At 44.3% G+C, this 21,250-nt stretch carries 23 protein-coding genes; 21 read left to right on the plus strand and 2 right to left on the minus strand.

Going from position 1 to position 21,250, the window contains the following annotated elements; genetic code table 11:
• The first annotated feature begins 9 nt into the window (after positions 1 to 9).
• The 20 genes from cobJ (at position 10) to LC20001_RS04475 (ending at position 17,252) form a co-directional block, all read left to right on the plus strand.
• Positions 10 to 735 (plus strand): precorrin-3B C(17)-methyltransferase, encoded by a 726-nt coding sequence (gene cobJ, locus LC20001_RS04380; RefSeq protein WP_003677089.1) that lies wholly within the window; start codon positions 10 to 12, stop codon positions 733 to 735.
• Entirely contained in the window at positions 732 to 1,481 is a 750-nt protein-coding gene (gene cobK / locus LC20001_RS04385) for a precorrin-6A reductase (protein ID WP_010010182.1), read from the plus strand. The genes cobJ and cobK overlap by 4 nt, the downstream gene beginning before the upstream one ends.
• 16 nt (positions 1,482 to 1,497) lie before the next feature.
• On the plus strand, positions 1,498 to 2,898 hold the full coding sequence (gene cobA / locus LC20001_RS04390) for a uroporphyrinogen-III C-methyltransferase (RefSeq protein ID WP_010010181.1): 1,401 nt from the start codon (positions 1,498 to 1,500) through the stop codon (positions 2,896 to 2,898).
• Positions 2,895 to 3,683, plus strand: coding sequence for a sirohydrochlorin cobaltochelatase (locus LC20001_RS04395; RefSeq protein WP_010010178.1), 789 nt, complete (start codon positions 2,895 to 2,897; stop codon positions 3,681 to 3,683). Before cobA ends, LC20001_RS04395 begins: the two co-directional genes overlap by 4 nt.
• Positions 3,684 to 3,687: 4 nt before the next feature.
• Complete coding sequence (locus LC20001_RS04400; RefSeq protein WP_003677085.1) at positions 3,688 to 4,395, plus strand: cobalt-factor II C(20)-methyltransferase; 708 nt, start codon at positions 3,688 to 3,690, stop codon at positions 4,393 to 4,395.
• Positions 4,396 to 4,431: 36 nt separating this feature from the next.
• Positions 4,432 to 5,178, plus strand: coding sequence for an energy-coupling factor ABC transporter permease (locus tag LC20001_RS04405; RefSeq protein ID WP_003677083.1), 747 nt, complete (start codon positions 4,432 to 4,434; stop codon positions 5,176 to 5,178).
• Positions 5,175 to 5,489: an energy-coupling factor ABC transporter substrate-binding protein gene (locus LC20001_RS04410; RefSeq protein WP_010010177.1), complete on the plus strand. Its 315-nt coding sequence runs from the start codon at positions 5,175 to 5,177 to the stop codon at positions 5,487 to 5,489. The genes LC20001_RS04405 and LC20001_RS04410 overlap by 4 nt, the downstream gene beginning before the upstream one ends.
• Before the next feature lie 67 nt (positions 5,490 to 5,556).
• Entirely contained in the window at positions 5,557 to 6,264 is a 708-nt protein-coding gene (gene cbiQ, locus LC20001_RS04415; RefSeq protein WP_003677080.1) for a cobalt ECF transporter T component CbiQ, read from the plus strand.
• Positions 6,257 to 7,087, plus strand: a complete 831-nt coding sequence (locus tag LC20001_RS04420; RefSeq protein WP_003677079.1) for an energy-coupling factor ABC transporter ATP-binding protein — start codon at positions 6,257 to 6,259, stop codon at positions 7,085 to 7,087. Before cbiQ ends, LC20001_RS04420 begins: the two co-directional genes overlap by 8 nt.
• Positions 7,088 to 7,166: 79 nt before the next feature.
• The gene (locus LC20001_RS04425) at positions 7,167 to 8,666 is read left to right on the plus strand and encodes a cobyric acid synthase (protein WP_010010175.1); all 1,500 of its coding nucleotides are present in this window, start codon (positions 7,167 to 7,169) and stop codon (positions 8,664 to 8,666) included.
• A 75-nt stretch (positions 8,667 to 8,741) separates the two neighbouring features.
• Complete coding sequence (locus tag LC20001_RS04430) at positions 8,742 to 9,203, plus strand: precorrin-2 dehydrogenase/sirohydrochlorin ferrochelatase family protein (protein WP_003677074.1); 462 nt, start codon at positions 8,742 to 8,744, stop codon at positions 9,201 to 9,203.
• Positions 9,203 to 10,492, plus strand: a complete 1,290-nt coding sequence (gene hemA / locus LC20001_RS04435) for a glutamyl-tRNA reductase (RefSeq protein ID WP_010010173.1) — start codon at positions 9,203 to 9,205, stop codon at positions 10,490 to 10,492. The genes LC20001_RS04430 and hemA overlap by 1 nt, the downstream gene beginning before the upstream one ends.
• On the plus strand, positions 10,489 to 11,406 hold the full coding sequence (gene hemC, locus LC20001_RS04440; RefSeq protein WP_010010172.1) for a hydroxymethylbilane synthase: 918 nt from the start codon (positions 10,489 to 10,491) through the stop codon (positions 11,404 to 11,406). The genes hemA and hemC overlap by 4 nt, the downstream gene beginning before the upstream one ends.
• A gap of 124 nt (positions 11,407 to 11,530) precedes the next feature.
• Positions 11,531 to 12,505, plus strand: coding sequence for a porphobilinogen synthase (gene hemB / locus LC20001_RS04445; RefSeq protein ID WP_003677068.1), 975 nt, complete (start codon positions 11,531 to 11,533; stop codon positions 12,503 to 12,505).
• Between the two features lie 57 nt (positions 12,506 to 12,562).
• Complete coding sequence (gene hemL / locus LC20001_RS04450) at positions 12,563 to 13,855, plus strand: glutamate-1-semialdehyde 2,1-aminomutase (protein ID WP_003677066.1); 1,293 nt, start codon at positions 12,563 to 12,565, stop codon at positions 13,853 to 13,855.
• A 6-nt stretch (positions 13,856 to 13,861) separates the two neighbouring features.
• The gene (locus tag LC20001_RS04455) at positions 13,862 to 14,590 is read left to right on the plus strand and encodes a hypothetical protein (protein ID WP_010010171.1); all 729 of its coding nucleotides are present in this window, start codon (positions 13,862 to 13,864) and stop codon (positions 14,588 to 14,590) included.
• Positions 14,590 to 15,180, plus strand: a complete 591-nt coding sequence (gene cobU, locus LC20001_RS04460; protein WP_003677060.1) for a bifunctional adenosylcobinamide kinase/adenosylcobinamide-phosphate guanylyltransferase — start codon at positions 14,590 to 14,592, stop codon at positions 15,178 to 15,180. Before LC20001_RS04455 ends, cobU begins: the two co-directional genes overlap by 1 nt.
• A 14-nt stretch (positions 15,181 to 15,194) precedes the next feature.
• Entirely contained in the window at positions 15,195 to 15,956 is a 762-nt protein-coding gene (locus LC20001_RS04465) for an adenosylcobinamide-GDP ribazoletransferase (RefSeq protein WP_010010170.1), read from the plus strand.
• On the plus strand, positions 15,953 to 16,537 hold the full coding sequence (locus LC20001_RS04470) for a histidine phosphatase family protein (RefSeq protein ID WP_003677055.1): 585 nt from the start codon (positions 15,953 to 15,955) through the stop codon (positions 16,535 to 16,537). The genes LC20001_RS04465 and LC20001_RS04470 overlap by 4 nt, the downstream gene beginning before the upstream one ends.
• 16 nt (positions 16,538 to 16,553) lie before the next feature.
• Positions 16,554 to 17,252: a uroporphyrinogen-III synthase gene (locus LC20001_RS04475; RefSeq protein WP_010010169.1), complete on the plus strand. Its 699-nt coding sequence runs from the start codon at positions 16,554 to 16,556 to the stop codon at positions 17,250 to 17,252.
• A 445-nt stretch (positions 17,253 to 17,697) separates the two neighbouring features.
• Here the strand turns inward: LC20001_RS04475 and LC20001_RS04480 are convergent, their stop codons facing one another.
• Complete coding sequence (locus tag LC20001_RS04480) at positions 17,698 to 18,024, minus strand: DUF3899 domain-containing protein (RefSeq protein WP_157769834.1); 327 nt, start codon at positions 18,022 to 18,024, stop codon at positions 17,698 to 17,700.
• Positions 18,025 to 18,281: 257 nt separating this feature from the next.
• On the opposite strand from LC20001_RS04480, the gene LC20001_RS04485 reads away from it, so the two are divergent.
• Positions 18,282 to 19,757 (plus strand): ABC transporter substrate-binding protein/permease, encoded by a 1,476-nt coding sequence (locus tag LC20001_RS04485; protein WP_010010165.1) that lies wholly within the window; start codon positions 18,282 to 18,284, stop codon positions 19,755 to 19,757.
• Positions 19,758 to 19,801: 44 nt separating this feature from the next.
• Here the strand turns inward: LC20001_RS04485 and LC20001_RS04490 are convergent, their stop codons facing one another.
• Positions 19,802 to 20,962, minus strand: a complete 1,161-nt coding sequence (locus LC20001_RS04490; RefSeq protein WP_056943246.1) for a M20 family metallopeptidase — start codon at positions 20,960 to 20,962, stop codon at positions 19,802 to 19,804.
• Positions 20,963 to 21,250 lie beyond the last annotated feature (288 nt).

Here is a 21,250-nt window from a genome sequence, read left to right on the forward strand (position 1 = left end):
GGAAATTACATGTTATATATTGTCGGAATTGGACCAGGTTCACGTGACCTGATGACCCAGGAAGCCCTAGATGTGATCGCAAAAACGGATATTATTGTCGGCTATTCTACCTATATCCGCATCATTCGTGATTTGATCAAGGATAAGGAGATCGTGTCGACCGGGATGCGTGGTGAAGTGGCGCGTTGTCAAAAGGCCATTGAGATCGCTCAAACCGGTAAAGATGTTGCCATCGTTTCTAGTGGCGATGCTGGGATTTACGGCATGGCCGGCTTGGCCTTAGAATTAGCGGCCAAGGCTAAAGCGAAGATCGATATCAAAGTTGTCCCAGGGGTAACGGCTAGTATTGGGGCCGCTGCTGCTTTAGGCGCACCGTTAATGAACGATTTCTGCCACATCAGCCTAAGCGACTTGATGACACCGTGGGAAGTGATCACGAAACGAGTTGACGCTGCGGCCAGCGCTGATTTTGTCATTTGCTTGTACAATCCTCGTAGTAAAGGGCGGCCTAATAACTTACGTGAAGCCTTAGACATTATTTTGAAATATAAATCACCAGAAACCGTGGTTGGCATTGGCAAAGATGTGGCGCGGCCAAAAGAAATTGAAAAAATAACCACGATCAAAGACTTGGACGAAGAAGACGTTGATATGACGACGATCGTTATTATTGGTAACAAGAATACCTACGTCGCTGATGGCCATATGATCACACCAAGAGGGTATACACTATGATTTTATTGATGGGTGGTACGACGGAAAGTCTGACCATTGCCGATTTTCTCACCCAGCAACAACGGCCATTTATTTTGTCGGTGGTCAGTCAGTATGGCGCAGAGTTGGCGCATGAACACGCCGCGATGGTTTCTGAACAAGCTTTAGATGCGGAACAGTTACCGGCGTTTTTACGGCAGCAAAAAATTACGTTAGTGATCGACGCGACGCACCCCTTTGCTAAGGTTGCTTCTGAAAACACGATTGCTGCGACTAAAATAGTCGGCATTCCGTATGTACGCTTTGAGCGGGAGCAAGTTGCCGAGGCCGGCCAAGATCTGCGTTTTGTCGATGATTTGGAGCAGGCCTGTGCCATTCTAAAGCAGCTTGACGGAACCGTCTATCTGTCAACTGGTAGTAAAACCGTTGGTGATTACATTGCTGCCTTAGGGCTCGAACGTATTCACGTTCGCGTCTTGCCGGTTACCCGGGTGTTTGAAAAGTTGACCGCGTTAGGCTTACGAGCAGAACAGGTCGATGGTATTCGCGGACCGTTCACTACGGCGTTGAACGTTGAATTATTTAAGCGTGTCAACGCCTGTGCAGTGGTGACTAAGGAAAGTGGTCGCCAAGGCGGTATTCAGGAAAAAGTCGCCGCGTGTGCAGCGCTAAATATTCCCTGCATTATTATCAAGCGGCCAGCGGTTGATTATCCAGCAGTGGTCAAAACGATTCCTGAACTAGCAACAACGTTAGCACAACTTTAAAGAGGGGAGTGGCAGCATGAGTGGTTTAGTTTCATTAATTGGTGCCGGTCCCGGCGCACCAGAATATTTGACTCGGCTAGGGGCGCGGCGTTTGCATGAAGCCGATGTGGTTTTTTATGATCGCTTAGTCGATCCAGAATTGCTACACTTAGCGCCACAAGCTGAGCTGATCGACGTCGGTAAGTTGCCCCGTTTTCATAAGGTCAAACAGGGACGGATCGAGCAACTATTGATCGAATACGCCCAGCAAAATAAACGGGTAGTCCGCTTAAAAGCAGGTGATCCGTATGTCTTTGGTCGTGGTGGCGAAGAAGGCGAACGGTTGGCGGCGGCTGGTATTGATTTTGAGGTCGTACCGGGAATCACCAGTGCAATCGCTGGTCTAGCGGCTGCTGGCATTCCGATCACACATCGGGACTATGCCTCCAGCTTTCACATTATTACCGGTCACCGGCAGAAAACAAATGGCGGCTTGAATTGGGCAAACATTGCGCAACAAGAAGGCACGTTGGTTTTTCTGATGGGGATGAGTCAGTTACCACGAATTGTGGCCGAATTACGTCAACATGGTAAAGCAGCAACGACACCGGTAGCCATTATTCAATGGGCGACACATTGGAATCAGCGTGTGGTCACGGCGCCATTAGCTAAAATCGTCAGTACGGTGCGGCAACAAAAAATTGGTGCGCCTAGTCTGATCGTTGTCGGTGATGTGGTTAAATTGCGTACGGTTTTACAAGCGCCAGCGACACCGTTGACCGGCAAACATATTTTGATTCCTGCCGCACAACCATCACGCTTAGCTCAATTATTAACTGATCGGGGAGCTTTTGTCGGTCGTTTTGAACGTAGCACCCCGCAGCCACTGCCCATAAAATCACCTAATTTTACGGCTTATCAAACACTAGTCGTGACCGATATTGTTGCTTTCGCAGAATTACAGCAGCAATTGTTAGCAGCTGGACAAGATCTGCGTGTATTGGCACATTTACGCTTGATTGCAACTAGTCAACGCGTTGCTAAAGGGCTACAAAAATATGGTCTGTTAGTTGATGATTGTATGCCATTAGCGCAGCTTGATTTAACGGCACCGTCCCTATTGATCATCAGTGCTGCACCAGCACAATCAACTCAGGGGGCAACTTGGTTAGCAACCTATCAACATCGCTTGCCGACCCAAGATCAGCTACGGCTGCGGCAATATCAGGCGGCTATTTTTCCCAGCACACAAGCGGTCGCTGACCTATTTAATAGTGTTCGACCGAGTCAGCGCCAGCAGTTACAACAGTTGCCTAGTTTTGCTATGGGCGAGCAAGTGGCGGCAGCGTTGATCGCCCAAGGCGTGCAACGGGTTTATGGCAGCCAACCCAGCTATACCGCAGTTTTAGATAAAATTGAAGGATGGTGTCAAGCATGACCAAAACAGCTATTTTAGTTGTTAGTTTTGGAACGACTTTTCCGGAAACGCGACAGAAAACAATTGCAGCAACCGAAACGGCGATTCAGCAGGCTTATCCTGATGCCACTGTTTTCCGGGCGTTTACTTCTAACGTTGTAATCAAACGGATCCGCGAAAAAGAACAAATTAAAATCGATACGCCTAGCCAGGCTTTGCACAAGATTCAGCAGGCCGGCTTCACCCGCGTGCTCGTTCAATCATTGCATATTATTCCCGGCATCGAATATCAGCGGTTATTAAGTCAACTAGCGGGTTATCGTGATCAGTTTGCGGAATTGATCGTGGGCCAGCCGTTGTTAAGCGACTACAGCGATTATCAATGGTTAGTGGCCCAGCTGCCTAAGTTGACGCCTAATTTGGCGGCCGATGAAGGGGTCTTATTTATGGGCCACGGTACCGCGGATAACCAATTCACGGCTTATGCGTGCTTGGATCACATGTTAATGGGCACGCGCCATTATGTGGGGGCAGTGGAAAGTTATCCTGATTTAACCCTGGAGCTTAAGCGAATGCAGCAAGATGGCATTAAAAAAGTGCATCTATGGCCGTTAATGTTAGTTGCGGGCAACCATGCGACTAATGATATGTCATCGACTGAGCCGGCTTCGTGGCGGTCACAACTAGAGGCACAAGGGTTTAAGACTGAAAGTCACTTAGTTGGTTTAGGTGAGCTTCCGGCGGTCCAACAGCGGTTCACGCAACATTTACAACAGGCGCTCGACAAGAGTAATGAAGGGAAGTAAACAAATGGCGAAATTTTATGGTATTGGCGTTGGTCCTGGCGATCCTGATCTATTGACCGTCAAGGCAACTAAGCTGATTCAACAGTTAGACGTTTTATATACACCTAAGGCGCATCACGGTGGGGTCAGTGTGGCCGAAAAAATTGCCCAGCCGTATTTGCCAGCTGATCTAGAAATCAAGCAGCGTCATTTTCCAATGGTTAAAGATTTGGCGACCAAGGAAAAAAGCTGGACCGCGATCGCTAGTGAGATCGTTAGTGACGTCCAAGCTGGGCGCGACGTTGGTTTTCTGACCTTAGGTGATCCGTCCGTTTATAGTACTTATAGTTATATTTTAGCGCGGGTCCAGGATCAAATCGCGGTGGAAACGATCGCCGGGATCTCGTCCTTCTCACAAATTGCCGCTAGTTTATCGATCCCGTTAGTATTAGATGATGAATTATTAACGGTGGTACCGGCAACAACCGATGAAGCAACGTTAAAAAGTGCCTTAGCTTTAAACGATAATTTAGTGATTATGAAAGTCGCCACACATTGGCAAATGGTGTATCAACTTTTAGCGGCTGCTGGGTTATTAGATCAAGCGATCGTGGTTGCCAATGCGTCAATGGCCGGCCAGGAGATCACGCCAGTTCAACAGTTAACGGCCGACAGTAAGTTGCCTTATTTTGCCACGATGTTGGTTAAAAAACATCAACGTTTGGTTGAATGAGTTGGCTAAAAATATTTTATGAGTGGGAGGTACAGTATGTTATCAGCAAAAAAGTTTAAACGTTTATTGATCATCGTCGGGGTGGCGGTGTTGCTGGTCAGTCTGAATTATCCGATCACCGTTCACGCCATGCATATTATGGAAGGCATGCTGCCGCCAGGCTGGTGTATTTTCTGGTTTGCCATCGCCACGCCGTTCTTCATTTATGGTCTATACCGGATGCGGCAGATCGTACGTGATTCTAATCAAAATGCGAAAATTATGTTGGCGCTATGCGGTGCATTCGTTTTCGTTTTATCATCATTAAAGATTCCTTCAGTTACTGGGTCGTCATCGCATCCAACTGGGGTAGGTTTAGGAACCGTGTTGTTTGGTCCCGGAGTGCTCAGTGTGCTAGGCGCGATCGTGTTGTTATTTCAGGCCTTGCTTTTAGCTCATGGCGGTTTAACAACGTTAGGGGCCAACATGGTTTCGATGGTGATCGTCGGTCCGTTTGTCGGTTATGCGGTTTGGCGGCTTTGTCGCGCATTGCGGATGAATCGGGCAATTTCAATTTTTCTCTGTGCGGTTTTCGCTGATTGGATCACTTACGTCACGACTTCTATTCAGTTAGCAGTGGTGTATCCGGACCCGAATAATGGGGTGCTCGGCGCTGCGATCAAGTTTTTGAGTATTTATGCGGTCACGCAAATTCCGTTGGCGATTGCCGAAGGACTACTGACAGTGCTGGTTTATAACTTAGTGATCAGTAATCATTTATGGGAGGAGTCAGCCTTACGATGAAACGAAAAACAGTGCAGAACTTAATTTTAGTCGCTTTAGTCATTGTCTTGTGCGTGATTCCGTTTTTCGTTGCCAAAGGTGGCAGCTTTACTGGTAGTGATGACCAAGGTACCGCGCAGATTCGTAAAAATGATCCCAGCTATAAAGTATGGATCCATCCGTTATGGACGCCGCCTTCTGCTGAAGTGGAAAGCTTCTTGTTTACCGTACAAGGCAGTATCGGTACAGGGATCATCGCGTACATCATCGGCAATGCTCATGGCAAGCGTAAGGCACGGCAGGAAATGCAGGCGCAAAAACACCAAGAATAGCGTGTCGGCGATAAAATTCAGCAAAATACTGAACGATCGTTTTTCAGTGAGATAGGAGGAACGCATTATGTTAGTGATCGATAAATATGCTTACCAAAATAAAATCGTTCACTGGTCACCGGTTTTAAAAGGCTGGTTGTGGTTACTAGGAATGGTTTTAGCGTTCCAGCCGATCATTTGGTTAAAGGTTTTATTATTGGTCGGCGTCATTGGTGCCACATTATACGTGACCGGAGTCGGTTTACATCAATATTTGCGTTGGTATTATGGCATATTGCCGTTCCTGCTGTTAAGTATTTTGGGAATTATTTTGACTGTTGGGCCGACACAACGGACCTTGTATTGGTCGATTCCAGTTTTTGGCCAATATTTTGGCATCTCAAAGACGATGCTGCCACAAGGATTAACGATCGGTTTGCGGGCACTAAGTGCGATCACGTGTACGTATTTTTTGGCCTTAACAACGCCGTTTCAACAAATTGTTTATTTGTTAGTTAAGCTACATCTACCGCGCTTATTGATCGAAGAAACCATGTTGATGTACCGCTTTATATTTATTTTTATTGCGGCGTGGGAACAGATCTATCATGCACAGCAATTGCGGTTTGGCTACCGTAATTTTCATACCAGCATTCATTCGCTTAGTTTGTTGATCAAGTTGCTATTCGAACAGATCATCTATAATTATCGGGAAATGGATAATGCGCTGGCAGTCAAACTTTATCATGGCGAATTTCCAATTATGACAAAAGAACGGAGCGGCAATAATGCTTGAACTACAACATGTGAATTTTAGTTATGAACCTGGCAAAGAAGTGCTGCATGACATCAACTTAAAATTAGATCAGGCGCAGGTTATCGGCATCATTGGACCAAATGGGTCAGGAAAGTCGACTTTGTTTTTAAACTTGGTTGGCATTCAGCGACCAGATAGCGGGCAAATTTTGCTAGACGGACAACCATTACGCTATGATAAAAAGTCTTTATTGGCTTTGCGCAAACGGATCGGCATTGTTTTTCAAAATTCGGAGCAACAAATTTTTTATTCATTGGTAGAGGACGATGTGGCCTTTGCCTTACATAATCTTGGGCTACCACAGGCTGAGATCGATGCACGGGTGGATCGCGCCTTAGCTAAGCTGGATATTAGTGACTTACGCCAACGGCCGATCCAATATTTAAGTGGCGGTCAGAAAAAGCGGGTCGCCATTGCCGGTATCTTAGTTTTAGATTCAGAGTGGCTATTGCTGGACGAACCAACGGCGGGGCTCGATCCTGATGGCCGGCGGCGGATGGTGATATTGATCCAACAGTTGATCGCTAACGGACAGAAAATAATTTTGTCTAGTCATGATATGGATTTTATGTATGAAGTCGGGCAATATTTTTATATTTTACAAGATGGGCGTATCGTTAAAAGTGGGGATAAGCAGACCGTATTCAAGGAACGGGCAGTTATTGAACAAGCTAAGCTAGAGCAGCCCTGGTTGGTACGTTTGCATGAAGATCTACATTTGCCGTTATACAACACACCGGCTGACTTATTTGCCGATCAGGATCTGCAGGAAAAATTAAAGCAACTGCATCTGCCGGACTAGCGGGGCCTGGTGTGCATAATTATGTGAGTGAACTGGTTAGACAAGGTTCCATTGTTAGCTATGAGGGAGGAAAAATAAAATGACGCAAGCAATTATGTTTCAGGGAACGGCTTCTGACTCAGGTAAAAGTTGGTTGGCTGCCGGGCTCTGCCGAATTTTACGCGATGATGGCCTACGGGTGGCACCGTTTAAATCGCAAAATATGGCGTTAAATTCTTTTATTACTAAGGAAGGTAATGAAATGGGCCGCGCGCAAGTATTTCAGGCCGAAGCCGCTGGGGTGGCACCGGATGTGCGAATGAACCCGATTTTATTAAAACCCTCCACCGATAAAGCCTCACAAGTGGTATTCTTGGGTAAAGTCCTCACTGATATGGACGCAGTCGATTATCAAGCATTCAAACCGCAATTAAAGGATAAAGTGAATCAAGTTTATCAAGAGTTGGCGGCGGAAAATGATGTGGTCGTGCTGGAAGGGGCCGGCAGCCCAGCAGAAATTAATCTTAATGAAAATGATTTGGTCAACATGGGGATGGCGCGGATGGCTGATGCGCCGGTTATTTTAGTGGCCGATATTGATAAAGGCGGTGTATTTGCCGCAATTTACGGTACAATTAAGTTAATGCCGCCGGCCGATCAAAAGCGGGTCAAAGGCATTGTGATCAATAAATTCCGTGGCGATGAAACTTTGTTAACGCCGGGTAATAAAATGATCGAGGATCTGACCGGGGTACCGGTGCTAGGTGTGATTCCAATGAGTGACGTCGATCTGGATGAAGAAGATAGTGTGGCCTTGACCGGTAAATCGCGGCAAATGGATACCAACAAAGCTTTGGATGTGGCGGTGATCAGCTTAACTAAGATCTCTAACTTTACCGACTTTCATAGTTTAGAATTGCAGCCTGACGTTTCAGTACGCTATGTGCTTAAAGCGGATGAACTAGGCCAACCGGATCTATTGATCATTCCAGGTAGTAAAAATACCAATGAGGATATGGCTTATTTAAATCAAACTGGGTTGGCGGCAGCAATCAAGCAGGCCCATCAACAAGGCAGTATGGTCTGTGGCATTTGTGGGGGCTATCAAATCATTGGTCGTCAGTTGCACGACGAACAACAAGTTGAATCACCGATCAAGCATCAGGCCGGCTTAGGTTTGATCGATGCCGCGACTTATTTTAATCCAACTAAAACGACCACCCAAGCGGAGGCCTGGCATGATGGGTTTAAACTAACCGGCTATGAGATCCATATGGGCACGACTAAATTAGGCCCAGCGGCACGGCCGTACACCAAGATTGTTGCCAATAATGGGGTTAAAACGGCGCGGGATGATGGTGCGATCAACGATGATGGAACTGTTTTTGGAACGTACCTACATGGTATTTTCGATAATCAATTATGGACGCGCCATTTGTTGAACCAATTGCGGGAGCGTAAAGGCTTGGCACCGATTTATACGCCAGGCGTGTCACTGAATGCCTATAAGGAGCAGCAGTATGACAAATTAGCAGCAACCTTGCGCCAACATCTTGATATGGCCGCGATCTATCAGATTTTAGCTGATAGTGCACATTAAAATATTTTCAGTTATGTTGTCGTGAAGCGCTGCTGTAATCTTTGGTGGCGAACTTTTTAAGAAGTGGGGAATTTCATGTATCCAGTTATGTTGAACTTACAGGATAAACAGGTGATCGTTGTGGGTGGCGGTCGTGTGGCTGCACGTAAAATCAAAATGCTGCAAGCAACTGGCGCGGTGATCACAGTGATCAGTCCGACGTTGGCGCCAACAATCGACCGTCAACAACTTAATTGGGTGGCACGCGCGTATCAAACAGGTGATTTAGCGCAAGCTGATTTAATCATTGCCTGTACCGATGATTTGGCCGTGAATGCGCAAGTGCGTCAAGACGCCGGGCCAGGTCAATTGGTCAATAATACCAGCAATAAATATGCTTCTGATTTTTATAATATGGCGATGGTGTCACAAGATGATGTTGCGCTAGCGGTCTCGACTCATGGCAGTTCCCCTAAGCTAGCTAAAAAAATCCGGCAACTTTTAACGATTTGGCTGCAGGCCAAGCCGTGGCAAAAAGGAAGGAATGAAACCAAATAATGTTTATTATTTATGTCAATCTGGACTATCATCGTTTGCCGCTGGCACTTCGTGAGCAATTTTCATTTGCGGCGGAGCAACTGGCGCAAGCCGATCAAAAATTAAATCAGGAAAAAAGTATCCTGGAAAATGTCATTTTATCAACCTGTAATCGTACCGAAATTTATGCGGTCGTTGATCAGATCCACACGGGCCGTTATTATTTGAAGCGTTTCTTGGCCAACTGGTTTAATGTCGACTTAGCGACGATCAATACCTATGTTATGATTGAAGAACAGGACGCTGCAGTGACCCATTTATTCCGGGTTGCTAGTGGTTTGGAATCATTGATCGTTGGTGAACCACAAATCTTAGGTCAAGTTAAACGGGCTTTCTTTGCGGCTCAAGCCAATGCAACGACTGGCGCAATTTTCAATCATTTATTCCAAGAAGTGATTACTTTTGCCAAACGGATGCATACAGAATATAAGATCAGTGAACATTCAATTTCATCGAGTCAGGCCGGCTTACATCAGATTAAATCCCATCTACAAGCTTTACAGGGTAAACAATTGGCAATTGTTGGCTTAGGTGAAATTGGTCGCCAAGCGTTGGATAATGCCTACAATATGGGCTTTAGTCATATTGTTTTAGTCAACCGAACTTTAAGTAAAGCGCAACATTTAGCGGCTAATTTTGGTCAGCAAGTCAGCGCTGCGCCGTTGACTAACTTAACTGAGGTTTTAGCCGATTCTGATGCGGTGATCACTGCGGTGGCGGCACGTGAACCGGTGATTACTGAACAAACGTTGACAAAACGGCGGCCAAATTTGGTATTGATTGATCTGGGAGTTCCGCGCAATATTCGTTTAACCCCACAATTAGCGGATCAATTGCATTATTACAATATTGATCAACTGACAGAGATCGTTCAATCCAATAATGAATTACGCCAGCAGTTAGTCAAAAAGATTGCCGCGGAAATTCCCGTTGCGGTACAGGATTACTATACCTGGCAACGCCAATTACATATCGTTCCGGTGATCAAGGAATTACGTGAATCAGCTTTAGCGGTGCAGGGTACCGCCTTGACTAGTCTGCAGCGTAAGTTACCTGAGTTAGACGAACATGAGCTAAAAGTGATCCGTAAGCATATGAAGAGCATTGTGAATCAGTTGATCAAGCAACCGATCAAAACGATCAAAGAGTTATCGGTCACAACCGATGCAGAGGTCGACATTGATTTCTTTAAACAGATTTTCGGTTTAGATGAAGATGAAGCGACTGCTAAGAAGGAGGTTGCTAAATGAAAACAACGTTTATTATTGGCACACGTAAAAGTAAACTAGCTTTATGCCAATCCCAATTAGTGCAAAAACAATTACAAACACGATTTCCGCAACTGGAATTTAAGCTCCAGCCGATTGTAACTGAAGGCGACCGTAACTTACATGACAGTCTACAAAAAATCGGTGGTAAAGGTGTTTTTGTTAAAGAAATTGAACACGAACTATTATCCGCAAAAATTGATTTTGCAGTGCATAGTTTGAAAGATGTACCACCGGTTTTACCGCAGGGTTTAACGATTGGCGCAGTGCCAAAACGAGCTTCAGCATTTGATTGCCTGATCACGGTGGCACCCATCAAATCGTTAGCTGATTTACCCCAAAATGCGCGTATCGGCACCAATAGTTTACGTCGTGAAGGGCAGTTATTGCACGCACGGCCGGATTTAGTGATCGTACCAATTCGCGGTAATGTCGATACTCGCTTAGCTAAAATTGCTAGTGAAAACTTGGCCGGCATTGTTTTGGCTGAGGCTGGTTTAGATCGTTTGGCCGTTGATATTGCGCCTTATTATCGTTACTCCTTACAAGACGTAATTTTGCCAGCCACTGGTCAAGGTGCATTGGCAATCGAATGCCGGCAAGCGGATACCGATACTTTGGGACTATTAGCAGCGATTCATGATGCCCAAACTGCTAGCTGTGTCCAAATTGAGCGCGCCTTTTTAAAGGCACTAGGCGGAAGTTGTAATTTTCCAATTGGAGCTTACGCCACGCAAAATGCACTTGGGTATGAGTTTAAAGGTTTAGTCGCAGCGCAAGATGGGACCGCATGGTATCCAATTGAGAATCGCGGTCCCTTAACCGCTAAATTAGGTAAAACGGCGGCTGATACATTGATCGCTCAAGGTGCATTGGCAGCATTAGCAGTGGATTAGTAAGTGTTGTTTATTGTTAATTTAGCGGAAAATATTGTGCTTGCTTAACTAGGTATACGTCATAATTCAGGCGTTTTTTCAACGCAGGTTACAAAATTAATTTAAGGAAAGAAGTTAGATATTTATGATTCAATTTGATCGTCATCGTCGTTTACGCACAACTCCAGCATTACGGGACCTCGTTCGGGAAAATCGGGTGACTCGCGATGATTTGATCATGCCGGTTTTTGTCGTTGAGGATTTTAATGGCAAAAAAGAAATCAGCTCGATGCCAGGGGTTTATCAATTTGGCTTAGATACGATTTTGACTGAGATCAAGGCTATCACTGATTTAGGTATTAAAGCAATTATCTTATTTGGCCTACCTAGCCATAAGGATGATGTTGGTACTGGTGCTTGGTCAGACGATGGTATCGTGCAACAAGCAACACGCAAGATCAAAGCCGCTTATCCTGATTTGATCGTTATTGCGGATACTTGTTTGTGTGAGTATACGTCTACTGGTCATTGTGGTGTCGTGGATGAAAATGGCTACGTCTTAAATGATGAATCATTGAAGTTGTTGGCTAAAACTGCGGTCAGCCAGACTAAGGCGGGGGCTGATATTATTGCGCCATCTAATGCAATGGACGGCTTTGTTGCGGCAATCCGTCAGGGCTTGGATGAAGCGGGTTACGTTAATACACCGATCATGTCCTACGCCGTTAAATACGCTTCTAGCTTCTATGGCCCATTCCGCGATGCGGCCAATAGTGCACCAGCTTTTGGTGACCGTAAAACTTACCAAATGGACCCAGCTAACCGCTTAGATGCATTGCGCGAAGTTGCTAGTGATGAAAAAGAAGGCGCCGATATGGTGATGGTCAAACCGTCAATGGCTTTTGGGGACATTATGCGTGACGTTCGTGAACAAACATTGTTGCCATTAGTGGCCTACAATGTTTCTGGTGAATATTCAATGGTTAAAGCTGCCGCCGCTAATGGGTGGATCGATGAAGCCAAAATCGTGGATGAAATTTTAACTGGGATGAAGCGTGCTGGTGCCGACTTGATCATCACTTATTTTGCCAAGGATGTTGCGGCCCGGCTGGTCAAATAACGGAAAACTTTAATATTAAATTAACCACGATTGTGAAGTAGGGGGAATTAGGATAGTATGCGTGATTTTACAAAATCAAAACAGGCTTTTGCTGAATCTAGTCAATTAATGCCTGGCGGGGTCAATAGCCCAGTTCGTGCTTTTAAAAATGTCGGTGGTGATCCATTATTTATCGATCATGGTAAAGGATCACATATCTATGATATTGATGGTAATGATTATATCGATTACGTCATGTCATGGGGGCCATTGATTCTTGGACACGCTGATGATCAAGTGGTTGCTGATTTACAGGCAGCTGTGACTAAAGGAACCAGTTACGGTGCACCGACTTTGTTGGAAAGCCAATTGGCGAAAATGATTCAAAAAGTGGTGCCGTCGATCGAAATGATGCGGATGGTTTCTTCAGGGACGGAAGCCACGATGAGTGCGATTCGTTTGGCTCGTGGCTACACGAAACGTGATAAGATCGTTAAATTCATTGGGAACTATCATGGCCATAGTGATTCATTATTGGTCGATGCTGGTTCTGGATTGGCAACGTTTAATATTACCAAGTCTCCTGGTGTACCTGAAGCTTTAGCGTATGATACTTTAACTGTGGCTTATAATGATGAAGCGGCGATCAAAAAAGTCTTTGCGGCGCATGGTGATGAAATTGCCTGTGTGATCGTTGAACCCGTTGCCGGTAATATGGGCGTTATTCCAGCTAAGAAGTCATTTTTGCAGACGCTACGCCAAGTCACTAGTGATCATGGCGCTTTATTGATCTTTGATGAAGTTATGACTGGTTTCCGTGCAGCCTTCCATGGTGCTCAGGCTTTATATGGTATTACACCAGATCTAACGACTTTAGGTAAAGTTGTTGGTGGTGGCTTACCGGTTGGCGTCTTTGGTGGTCGGCGGGAGATCATGCATGAGATCACGCCTGATGGTCCAATCTATCATGCTGGGACTTTATCTGGTAATCCATTAGCGATGACGGGCGGTATTAGCACAATCAAGCAATTAAATGAAGACTTGTATACTGCGATGGATCAAAAAGTGACGCGCTTGATGGCTGGAATTGCGGCTGCTGCAAAGCAATATCAAGTGCCAATAGTCACGCATCATGTTGGCACGATGTGGAGTTACTTCTTTAATGAACATGAAGTTGAAAATTTTGCGGACGTTCAAAAAAGTGATCAGGCATACTTTGCCAAGTTCTATAAGGCGTTATTGCAAGAAGGTATTTACACTGCGCCATCGCAATTTGAAACGAATTTCATTTCCACTAAACACACTGATGCTGAGATCGACCAAACGATTGCAGCATTTGAACGTGCCTTTGCTGCCGTTAGTCAGGGGTGAGTGGCGATGAGTCAATTTCGTGATTTAACATTACTGCCATTATCGACAACTGAACAATTGGTAATTGCCTGTGACAGTAGTGCAGGAATTGGCGCTAAACAAGCAGACATGGTTTCGGTTCCCACCGAAGTTATGTCTGCTTATTGTTTACGCGTCCCATTATTAGAGCTGTTGTGCTTTGGTGCACAGCCATTAATGGTGATCGATACCGTTGGAAATGAAATGCAGCCTACTGGTGAAAAGGTGATCACCGGGTTGCGGCAAGAATTAGCTAAAGCTGATTTAGCGACGTTGCCATTAAATGGCAGTACCGAGGATAACATGACGACGATCACAACCTCAGTCGGTGTAACCGTGATCGGTAAAAGTGCGCTAAAACAACGTAAACAGTACTCGTCGCTGCTAGTTTATCAGCTGGGTACACCATATGTTGGTGAACAGGTCGTGGCGCACCTAGATACGATTTTTGCTTACCAAGAAGTGCGACGGTTGCAGCAAATTGTTGGCGTTGTCGATTTATTACCGGTGGGTTCAAAAGGAATTCGTGATGAAATGGGTCAACTAGCGACCACGCAAAAATTAACGCCTAAATGGGTGGTGACTGATGATGCAGAATTTAGTCAGTCAGCTGGACCGGCGACAGTCTTATTGATTGCAATCGTCCCGGCAGCACAAGCAGAACTACAATGCGCATTTCCTACCGTGCGCTTGATCGCAGAATTGGAGGCGAAATGATGGCACAACTTGAGTTGATCACTGGCGGTGCACGTAGTGGTAAGTCAGCATTTGCGGAGCAGCGCTTTACAGCAGCTGAAGCGATTTGTTACATCGCCACTGGAGTGATGTTGGCACCTGATCAGGAGATGGCTTTGCGGATCGAACGTCATCAAGCTCGCCGTTCAGCTAATTGGCAAACGGAAGAACGTTATTTGGATGTAGCGCTTTTTATTCAGCAGCATCATTTTGCTGGTTATTTATTGGATGATGTGACTATGTTGACGACTAATCTGTTTTATCATTTAGTTGCGCAACAAGGTCAAGTTCAACCGGCAGCTTATGATGATTATATTGAGCAAATGACTAACCCGCAGATCAAAGAAATCGAACAGCAGATTTTAACCCAGTGGCATGACATTGTGAACGCCGTTCGTACCACGAAACAGCGTTTATTGGCGGTGACGAATGAAGTTGGTTTAGGCGTCGTACCCGCCACGCGGCAAGCACGATTATTGCGTGATATTTATGGCGATGTCAATCAATATTTAGCTCAAGCGGCTGATCAGGTTTATTTCGTGATCAGTGGTTTGCCACAACAAATTAAATGATCGGGGGTAGCAGTTTGGGACAAGCGTTAATTTTATTTATTCAGTTTTTTACCCGGATCAATGTTCCAATGATGATCGATGACGTAGAAGAAAAGTTCCGGCGTAATATTCAATACTTAACTGTTTTTGGTTTATTGTTGGGTATTTTAGAAGCGGTGATTTTTTGGTTATTGCAATTAATATTGCCAGTTTGGTTGGCGTGGGGATTATTTTTAGTCAGTGATGGTCTGCTGACTGGCGGATTTCATTTGGATGCCTTAGCGGACAGTGCTGATGGTTTGTTTTCTTCACGAACACCCGATAAAATGCATGAGATCATGAAGGATAGCCGGATCGGTACCATGGGCACTCTAGCGTTGCTCTATTATTATGGAATAATGATCGGTGGTGGCGTGGCCCTCAGTCAGCAGGTAACACCATTGCAATTAGCATTTATTGCTGCCATTACAACGATGTTGGCTAAAACCGGCTTATCATTATTGTTCTATAAAATGGTTTATGCAGGTGCACCCCATGGCTTAGCCAGTATCTGGGTCAAAGTAAAAACGTGGCAGATCGTTGTTGCTCAATTATTCTCATTGGTCGTTATGGCGCTAGCACTAGGGCTTAGTGGTATTTTAAGCTATTTAGCGATTTTGGTAGTAGCCTATGGTTATCGGCGGCGGATCATCCATATTCTCGGTGGCTTTTCCGGCGACACGATTGGTGCTTTTGCTGAATTAGCTCAAGTTACTTTTTTACTAGCTTATTTGATCTTTAGTCGGTGGTTAGGATGAAGATTTATTTAGCTCGTCACGGTGAAACGCCGTTGAATCAGCAGCGGAAGTTTTATGGTTCGTTAGACGTTGCTTTAACGGCTAAGGGGATCGCTCAGGCACAGCAATTAGCGGACCACATCGTGTTAATTGGCACCACAACGTTTTGGTGCAGTGGTCAACGTCGCGCTCGGCAGACGTTAGAACCACTGGCTACTAGATATCAGCAGCCACTGCATCAGCAAGCAGCATTTAATGAGAAAGGATTTGGGGCTTGGGAGGGATTAGATGCTGATGAGATTCAGGCTGCTTATCCCCAGGCCTGGCAGGCGTGGTTAGCAGCCCCATTGAGTTATACACCGCCGGCAGCTGAGTCGTTTGCAGCTTTTCGTCAGCGCGTACTTACCGGTTGGCAGCAAATAATTACCAATACAACAACAACTAATTTGGTTTTGATCGCACATTTAGGCACCTTACGCGTATTAGATCAGTATTTATTTGCCAGTGACCGAGTTTTTTGGGATATTCGTTTTAATGCCGGAAAATATACCGTGCTTGATTGGCAAGCGGGACAGGTCAAACTATTAGCGCGGAATTTGTAGAAATGAGGTAATTATGATGGCGATTTTGATCACTTATCCACAGGCTAAAATAGCGGAGAAGTGGCAGCAGCGCTTAGCAACGATTGCACCGGTGATTTATTATCCGTTGCGTAAACTGACTTTTTGCCCATTAAGTCCAGCACAGCAACACGAATTACAGCGAGCCGATTACGTTGTGTTGACAAGTGCCTTTGCGGCAAAAAGTTTGGTGGCGCATTATGCAGAATTAGTGCAAACCACCACGCTAGTCGTGCTTAGTGATAAAATAGCGCAGTTAGTGGCTGGTTGTGGGCAAAGAATTTTAGTTGCACCAGAACCGCATCAGCAAGCTTTAATTGACTATTTAAAGTTGCTACGTCAACCACAAGAGCAGGTTGTTGCTTTAGTGGGAAATTTGACTAAATTGACCGTGCAAGAAGGCTGGACATTAATACCGTTGTATCGAAATCAATGGACTGCAGCTGATGTTGCCTGTGCACAAGCTAAATTAGCGCAACTACCGATCAGTCGAGCGCTAGTTACTAGTCCATCCAACTTTAACCGTTTTTGGCAAATTTATCAGCAAACGACGATTCCTAAATTTGTTGCACTAGGTGAAACAACCGCTAAAGTAGTACGTCAAAACGGGTTGACCGTTCAAGTACCTGCGCCGCAACCGCAATTATTAAATGCCGCTTTGGCCATACTAGCGGCACCAGAATTTGCAGCAAACTAAAAATGTGCTACAATGCAGGTATAATAAATAAATCCTAAACGAAAAGGAATGAAGGACGATGAAATCTGACCAACCCAGACCGCCCCACATACGCATCACAATATCGATTTTACAGCTGTTTATACTTTTAGCTAGCCTTTACGGGATCTTAGCGTTTCAGTCTCCGATGATCTTTGTACTTAGTGCAATCGTAATGGCGGGATCGATATTGTTATTGATGAATACCTTAGGATTTTATTCGCATGCTCGGCACAGACGTAATTTAAAAATTAATCGAGAATAAATAAAGAGTGTAACATAAGGTGCTCAGCTACTACGCCGCTAATAAGGTTGAGCTATTTGCAAAAGCTACCTTATGGTTACGCGTTTTAGCTATGTTGTTCGGAAGTACAAAGAAAGAGTTGTGACATAAATGTCTTATGTCACAACTCTTTTTTGTGTACATTTATAAAAATGAGATCACAATACTAGCAACGATCTCGCCTAAGCCGATCCATAGAAAACTACGCCGTAATTCAGTATAGAACACTGGCTGATCAGTTGCGACAGATTCATTATCATCGTCCGTTTGGTGATGGCGAAAGAACAGATGACGAAATAAATGAGCATCATATAAATAAAGAATGATGGCAATAATCAAAATGAACAAACCAATCAAAAATAAATTATTGGAAAGATTCAATAGTGGTGTTCCTTTGTTGGATAAGAAGGCGAGCATTAAGGCGAAAGCAAGTGAAATAACCAGACTAACAATATTAATTTTTTTGACCACCATGATCACTCCCCTCTACGGCCACTGAGCAGTTATTTTTTAATGAACGTAATCACGCACATCTAAAAATGATTTTGTCCCAGTTATCGCTGCACTTATTTTACCAGTGTCTTCAGAAAATGCCAAATATACATTTTTAATGAATAAAAAGAATTAATAAAGCTTATATTATGAAAATACTTGCATAAATATTTTTAAATGCGTATAATATGGCTAATCATTAAAAAAAGATGAAGAAATTACGGAGGACTTTACGCATGAAAAGTAAACTGGGGCGGCTGTTGATGGTATTGTTTGTTGTCCTGTCGGTTGTATTGCCAATAGCAAGTACAGCTAATGCAGCCACAACACAAAATACCACATTAACTGATAAACATTTAAGCGCAATCAAGAAAAAAGGGTACATTACGGTTGGTCTTTCAGCGGATTATCCACCGTATGAATTTCATCAAACGATCAAAGGTCAAGATAAAATCGTTGGTTTCGATATTAGTATTGCTGAGAAAATTGCGAAGGATCTCGGTGTTAAATTGAAAATTAATGAGATGGGCTTCGATGCGTTACTTGGCGCTTTAAAAACTGGTAAAATCGATATGATCATTTCTGGGATGTCAAAAACACCAGAGCGGGAAAAAGAAGTTACATTTTCTAAATCATACCTTGATGTTAAGCAAGTCGTTATGGCGAAAAAGGAAGACGCCGCTAAGCTTAAATCATCCAGTGATTATGAAGGTGTCAAAGTTGGGGTACAAAAACAATCATTTCAAGAAGAACTAGCTCAGAAAGAATTATTTGGCGCTAAAGTTACTTCATTACAGAAAATGACTGATTTGGTGTTGAATTTACAGAATAATAAAATCAAGGCAATCGTAATCGAAAAGCCAGTGGCTGATGCTTATATTGCTCAAAATAAAGACTTTGTTTTAACCAAAACAACGTTTGCGCAAGCAACTAAAGAAACAGCCGTTGCATTACCTAAAGACGCACCAGCACTAACTGCAGCAGTTAATCGGTCGATCACTCAGATCAATAAGCAAGGTCTGCTGAAGGGTTATCAAGCTAAAGCCAATAAATTAATGTTCCAGAAAAATAGCTTTTTCAGTCAGTACGGTAGTTACTTTGTCAAAGGCACATTGTATACGATCGAGTTAGCCGTTATTGGCGTTTTCTTTGGGGTTGTATTGGGGACTTTATTAGCTTTCATGAAACGGTCGCGTAACTGGCTCCTTAAGGCAATTGCGATCGTCTATATTGAATTTATCCGTGGGACACCTTTACTGATCCAAGTCTTCATTGCTTTCTTCGGGGCGCAAATGTTAGGATTGGGGTTGTCGGCATTGATTTCCAGTATGATCGCAGTTTCATTGAATTCAGCGGCCTATGTCGCTGAAATTATCCGTTCAGGGATCAACTCAGTTAAACCGGGACAGATGGAAGCAGCACGTTCATTAGGACTAACGCAAACTGCTAGTATGCGTTATGTGGTGTTACCGCAGGCAATTAAAAATATTTTACCAGCCTTAGGTAATGAGTTTATCACGATCTTAAAGGATTCCTCAGTGGTTTCAGTAATCGGGGTCAGTGAATTGATGTTTGAAACTGGAGTTGTTCAGGGGGCTAGTTTTAAGCCATTTTATCCATTGATTATTGCTTCATTGATTTACTTTGTATTAACATTCGGTATTTCACGCGCGTTAGCCGTCTTTGAAAAACGGTTAGCCGCTTCAAATTAAACTAGGGCACCACCAACTTAAATTGTTCAGTTGGTGGTGCCTTTTTAAGCGGTTAAATTTTGTTCAGCCAGTTTTAATAAAACCTGATAACAACGAGCAATATCGGCAAGGTCAACGTATTCATCGGGTTTGTGGGCCAACTCTAAATTACCGGGACCGTATGACAGGCAATTGTGGTTATTTAATTGCCCGGCGATCACGGCCGTATCGGTATAACCGGTGAACACACCAACTTGAGCTGTTGTCTTTGTGACAGCAGTGATCGCTTTTTTCAGATTCAACAAAAGCGGACTGGCTAGATTTTCTTCAATTGGTGGTCGATCACCATCAATTGTTAACTCAACGTTTAAACCTGGATATTGTTGTTTAGTGGTTGCAATGATTTGTTTGAAAATAGTCAGTACCTGTTGCGTATTTAGCGGTGGGACTAAACGTAGGTCGATCCAGACTTGTGCATGATCTGGAACAACATAAGGTCGATAGCCACCTTTGATCAGTCCAAATGTGATCGTCGACCTACCAAGCTTAGTGTGCGTTGGTAACGCCGCAATCGCGTCACGGGCCTTAGTGATGATTGCCGCCAGTGCTGCCACAGCATCAATTCCTTTCTCGGGGGTACTAGCGTGTGCGGTGATTCCCTGCGTGGTCAATTTAAGCCAAGTACGACCTTTGTGAGCCATGCGAATTTGGCCGTTAGTCGGTTCACCATCTAAAACCCAGTCTGTGGCAGTGACCCAATTAGTGGCAATTGCCTGTTCGACGCCGCGCATATAGTCTTCTTCATCAACTGTAGCAATCAAAACTAAATTACGCATTAATTGTTTACCAGCAGCCACTTGTTTGGCGATTGCAGCAAAAGCACTCAGCGCACAAGCTAGGCCGCTTTTCATATCACACGCACCACGACCGTATAAGCGTTCAGCGTTTATTTTACCTGCCAGTGGTGTACTTTTTTGCCAATCACTGCCCAGTACAACTGTATCCAGGTGACAAATGTAGACTAGTGCCGGGTGCGCGATTTTTCCTGGTAGAACTGCTCGAATATTATAGCGTTGGGGTAAAACGGCGTCTTGTTCAATCGTTGCTGTTGGCGCATTAACGCGCAACCATTTAGTGACAAAGTCACCAATGGTACCTTCATAAGCGCCAGGATCAGAACTATTTATTTTGACTAATTGACTGGTTAGAAGTGTAACTGGATCCATACTGGAGGCCTGCTTTCATATAAAATTAAAAAAATTTTGTTCAAAATAATTTTAATTTTAGAATAGACGGATACTTGAAGTAAGTCAACCTAGTAGTAATGAAAAACCTTCAGGATAGAGAGCTTCCTGAAGGTTTACAAATTGGTTTATTTTTTTGCAATCAAAAAGACTGACTGTTCCGCGTAGCCCAAAATAATAAATTCACTATCTAAAGGTTGAAAGTTAATATTTCCACTTAAGCCCTGATCTGTTAGGACTTTTTTGCTACAAAAATAGACATGAAACCAT

It is taken from the genome of Loigolactobacillus coryniformis subsp. coryniformis KCTC 3167 = DSM 20001 (genome assembly GCF_002706425.1).
Taxonomy (GTDB): Bacteria; Bacillota; Bacilli; order Lactobacillales; family Lactobacillaceae; genus Loigolactobacillus; species Loigolactobacillus coryniformis.

Bases quoted from the DNA above. Each gene is read 5' to 3' on its own strand.
- cbiQ (WP_003677080.1), top strand. From the start codon at position 5,557: ATGTTAGTGATCGATAAATATGCTTACCAAAATAAAATCGTTCACTGG.
- cobJ (WP_003677089.1), top strand. From the start codon at position 10: ATGTTATATATTGTCGGAATTGGACCAGGTTCACGTGACCTGATGACC.
- LC20001_RS04410 (WP_010010177.1), top strand. From the start codon at position 5,175: ATGAAACGAAAAACAGTGCAGAACTTAATTTTAGTCGCTTTAGTCATT.
- LC20001_RS04470 (WP_003677055.1), top strand. From the start codon at position 15,953: ATGAAGATTTATTTAGCTCGTCACGGTGAAACGCCGTTGAATCAGCAG.
- hemB (WP_003677068.1), top strand. From the start codon at position 11,531: ATGATTCAATTTGATCGTCATCGTCGTTTACGCACAACTCCAGCATTA.
- LC20001_RS04430 (WP_003677074.1), top strand. From the start codon at position 8,742: ATGTATCCAGTTATGTTGAACTTACAGGATAAACAGGTGATCGTTGTG.
- LC20001_RS04425 (WP_010010175.1), top strand. From the start codon at position 7,167: ATGACGCAAGCAATTATGTTTCAGGGAACGGCTTCTGACTCAGGTAAA.
- hemL (WP_003677066.1), top strand. From the start codon at position 12,563: ATGCGTGATTTTACAAAATCAAAACAGGCTTTTGCTGAATCTAGTCAA.
- LC20001_RS04455 (WP_010010171.1), top strand. From the start codon at position 13,862: ATGAGTCAATTTCGTGATTTAACATTACTGCCATTATCGACAACTGAA.
- cobA (WP_010010181.1), top strand. From the start codon at position 1,498: ATGAGTGGTTTAGTTTCATTAATTGGTGCCGGTCCCGGCGCACCAGAA.
- LC20001_RS04395 (WP_010010178.1), top strand. From the start codon at position 2,895: ATGACCAAAACAGCTATTTTAGTTGTTAGTTTTGGAACGACTTTTCCG.
- cobK (WP_010010182.1), top strand. From the start codon at position 732: ATGATTTTATTGATGGGTGGTACGACGGAAAGTCTGACCATTGCCGAT.
- LC20001_RS04490 (WP_056943246.1), bottom strand. From the start codon at position 20,962: ATGGATCCAGTTACACTTCTAACCAGTCAATTAGTCAAAATAAATAGT.
- LC20001_RS04420 (WP_003677079.1), top strand. From the start codon at position 6,257: ATGCTTGAACTACAACATGTGAATTTTAGTTATGAACCTGGCAAAGAA.
- LC20001_RS04475 (WP_010010169.1), top strand. From the start codon at position 16,554: ATGGCGATTTTGATCACTTATCCACAGGCTAAAATAGCGGAGAAGTGG.
- LC20001_RS04400 (WP_003677085.1), top strand. From the start codon at position 3,688: ATGGCGAAATTTTATGGTATTGGCGTTGGTCCTGGCGATCCTGATCTA.
- cobU (WP_003677060.1), top strand. From the start codon at position 14,590: ATGGCACAACTTGAGTTGATCACTGGCGGTGCACGTAGTGGTAAGTCA.
- hemC (WP_010010172.1), top strand. From the start codon at position 10,489: ATGAAAACAACGTTTATTATTGGCACACGTAAAAGTAAACTAGCTTTA.
- hemA (WP_010010173.1), top strand. From the start codon at position 9,203: ATGTTTATTATTTATGTCAATCTGGACTATCATCGTTTGCCGCTGGCA.
- LC20001_RS04485 (WP_010010165.1), top strand. From the start codon at position 18,282: ATGAAAAGTAAACTGGGGCGGCTGTTGATGGTATTGTTTGTTGTCCTG.
- LC20001_RS04405 (WP_003677083.1), top strand. From the start codon at position 4,432: ATGTTATCAGCAAAAAAGTTTAAACGTTTATTGATCATCGTCGGGGTG.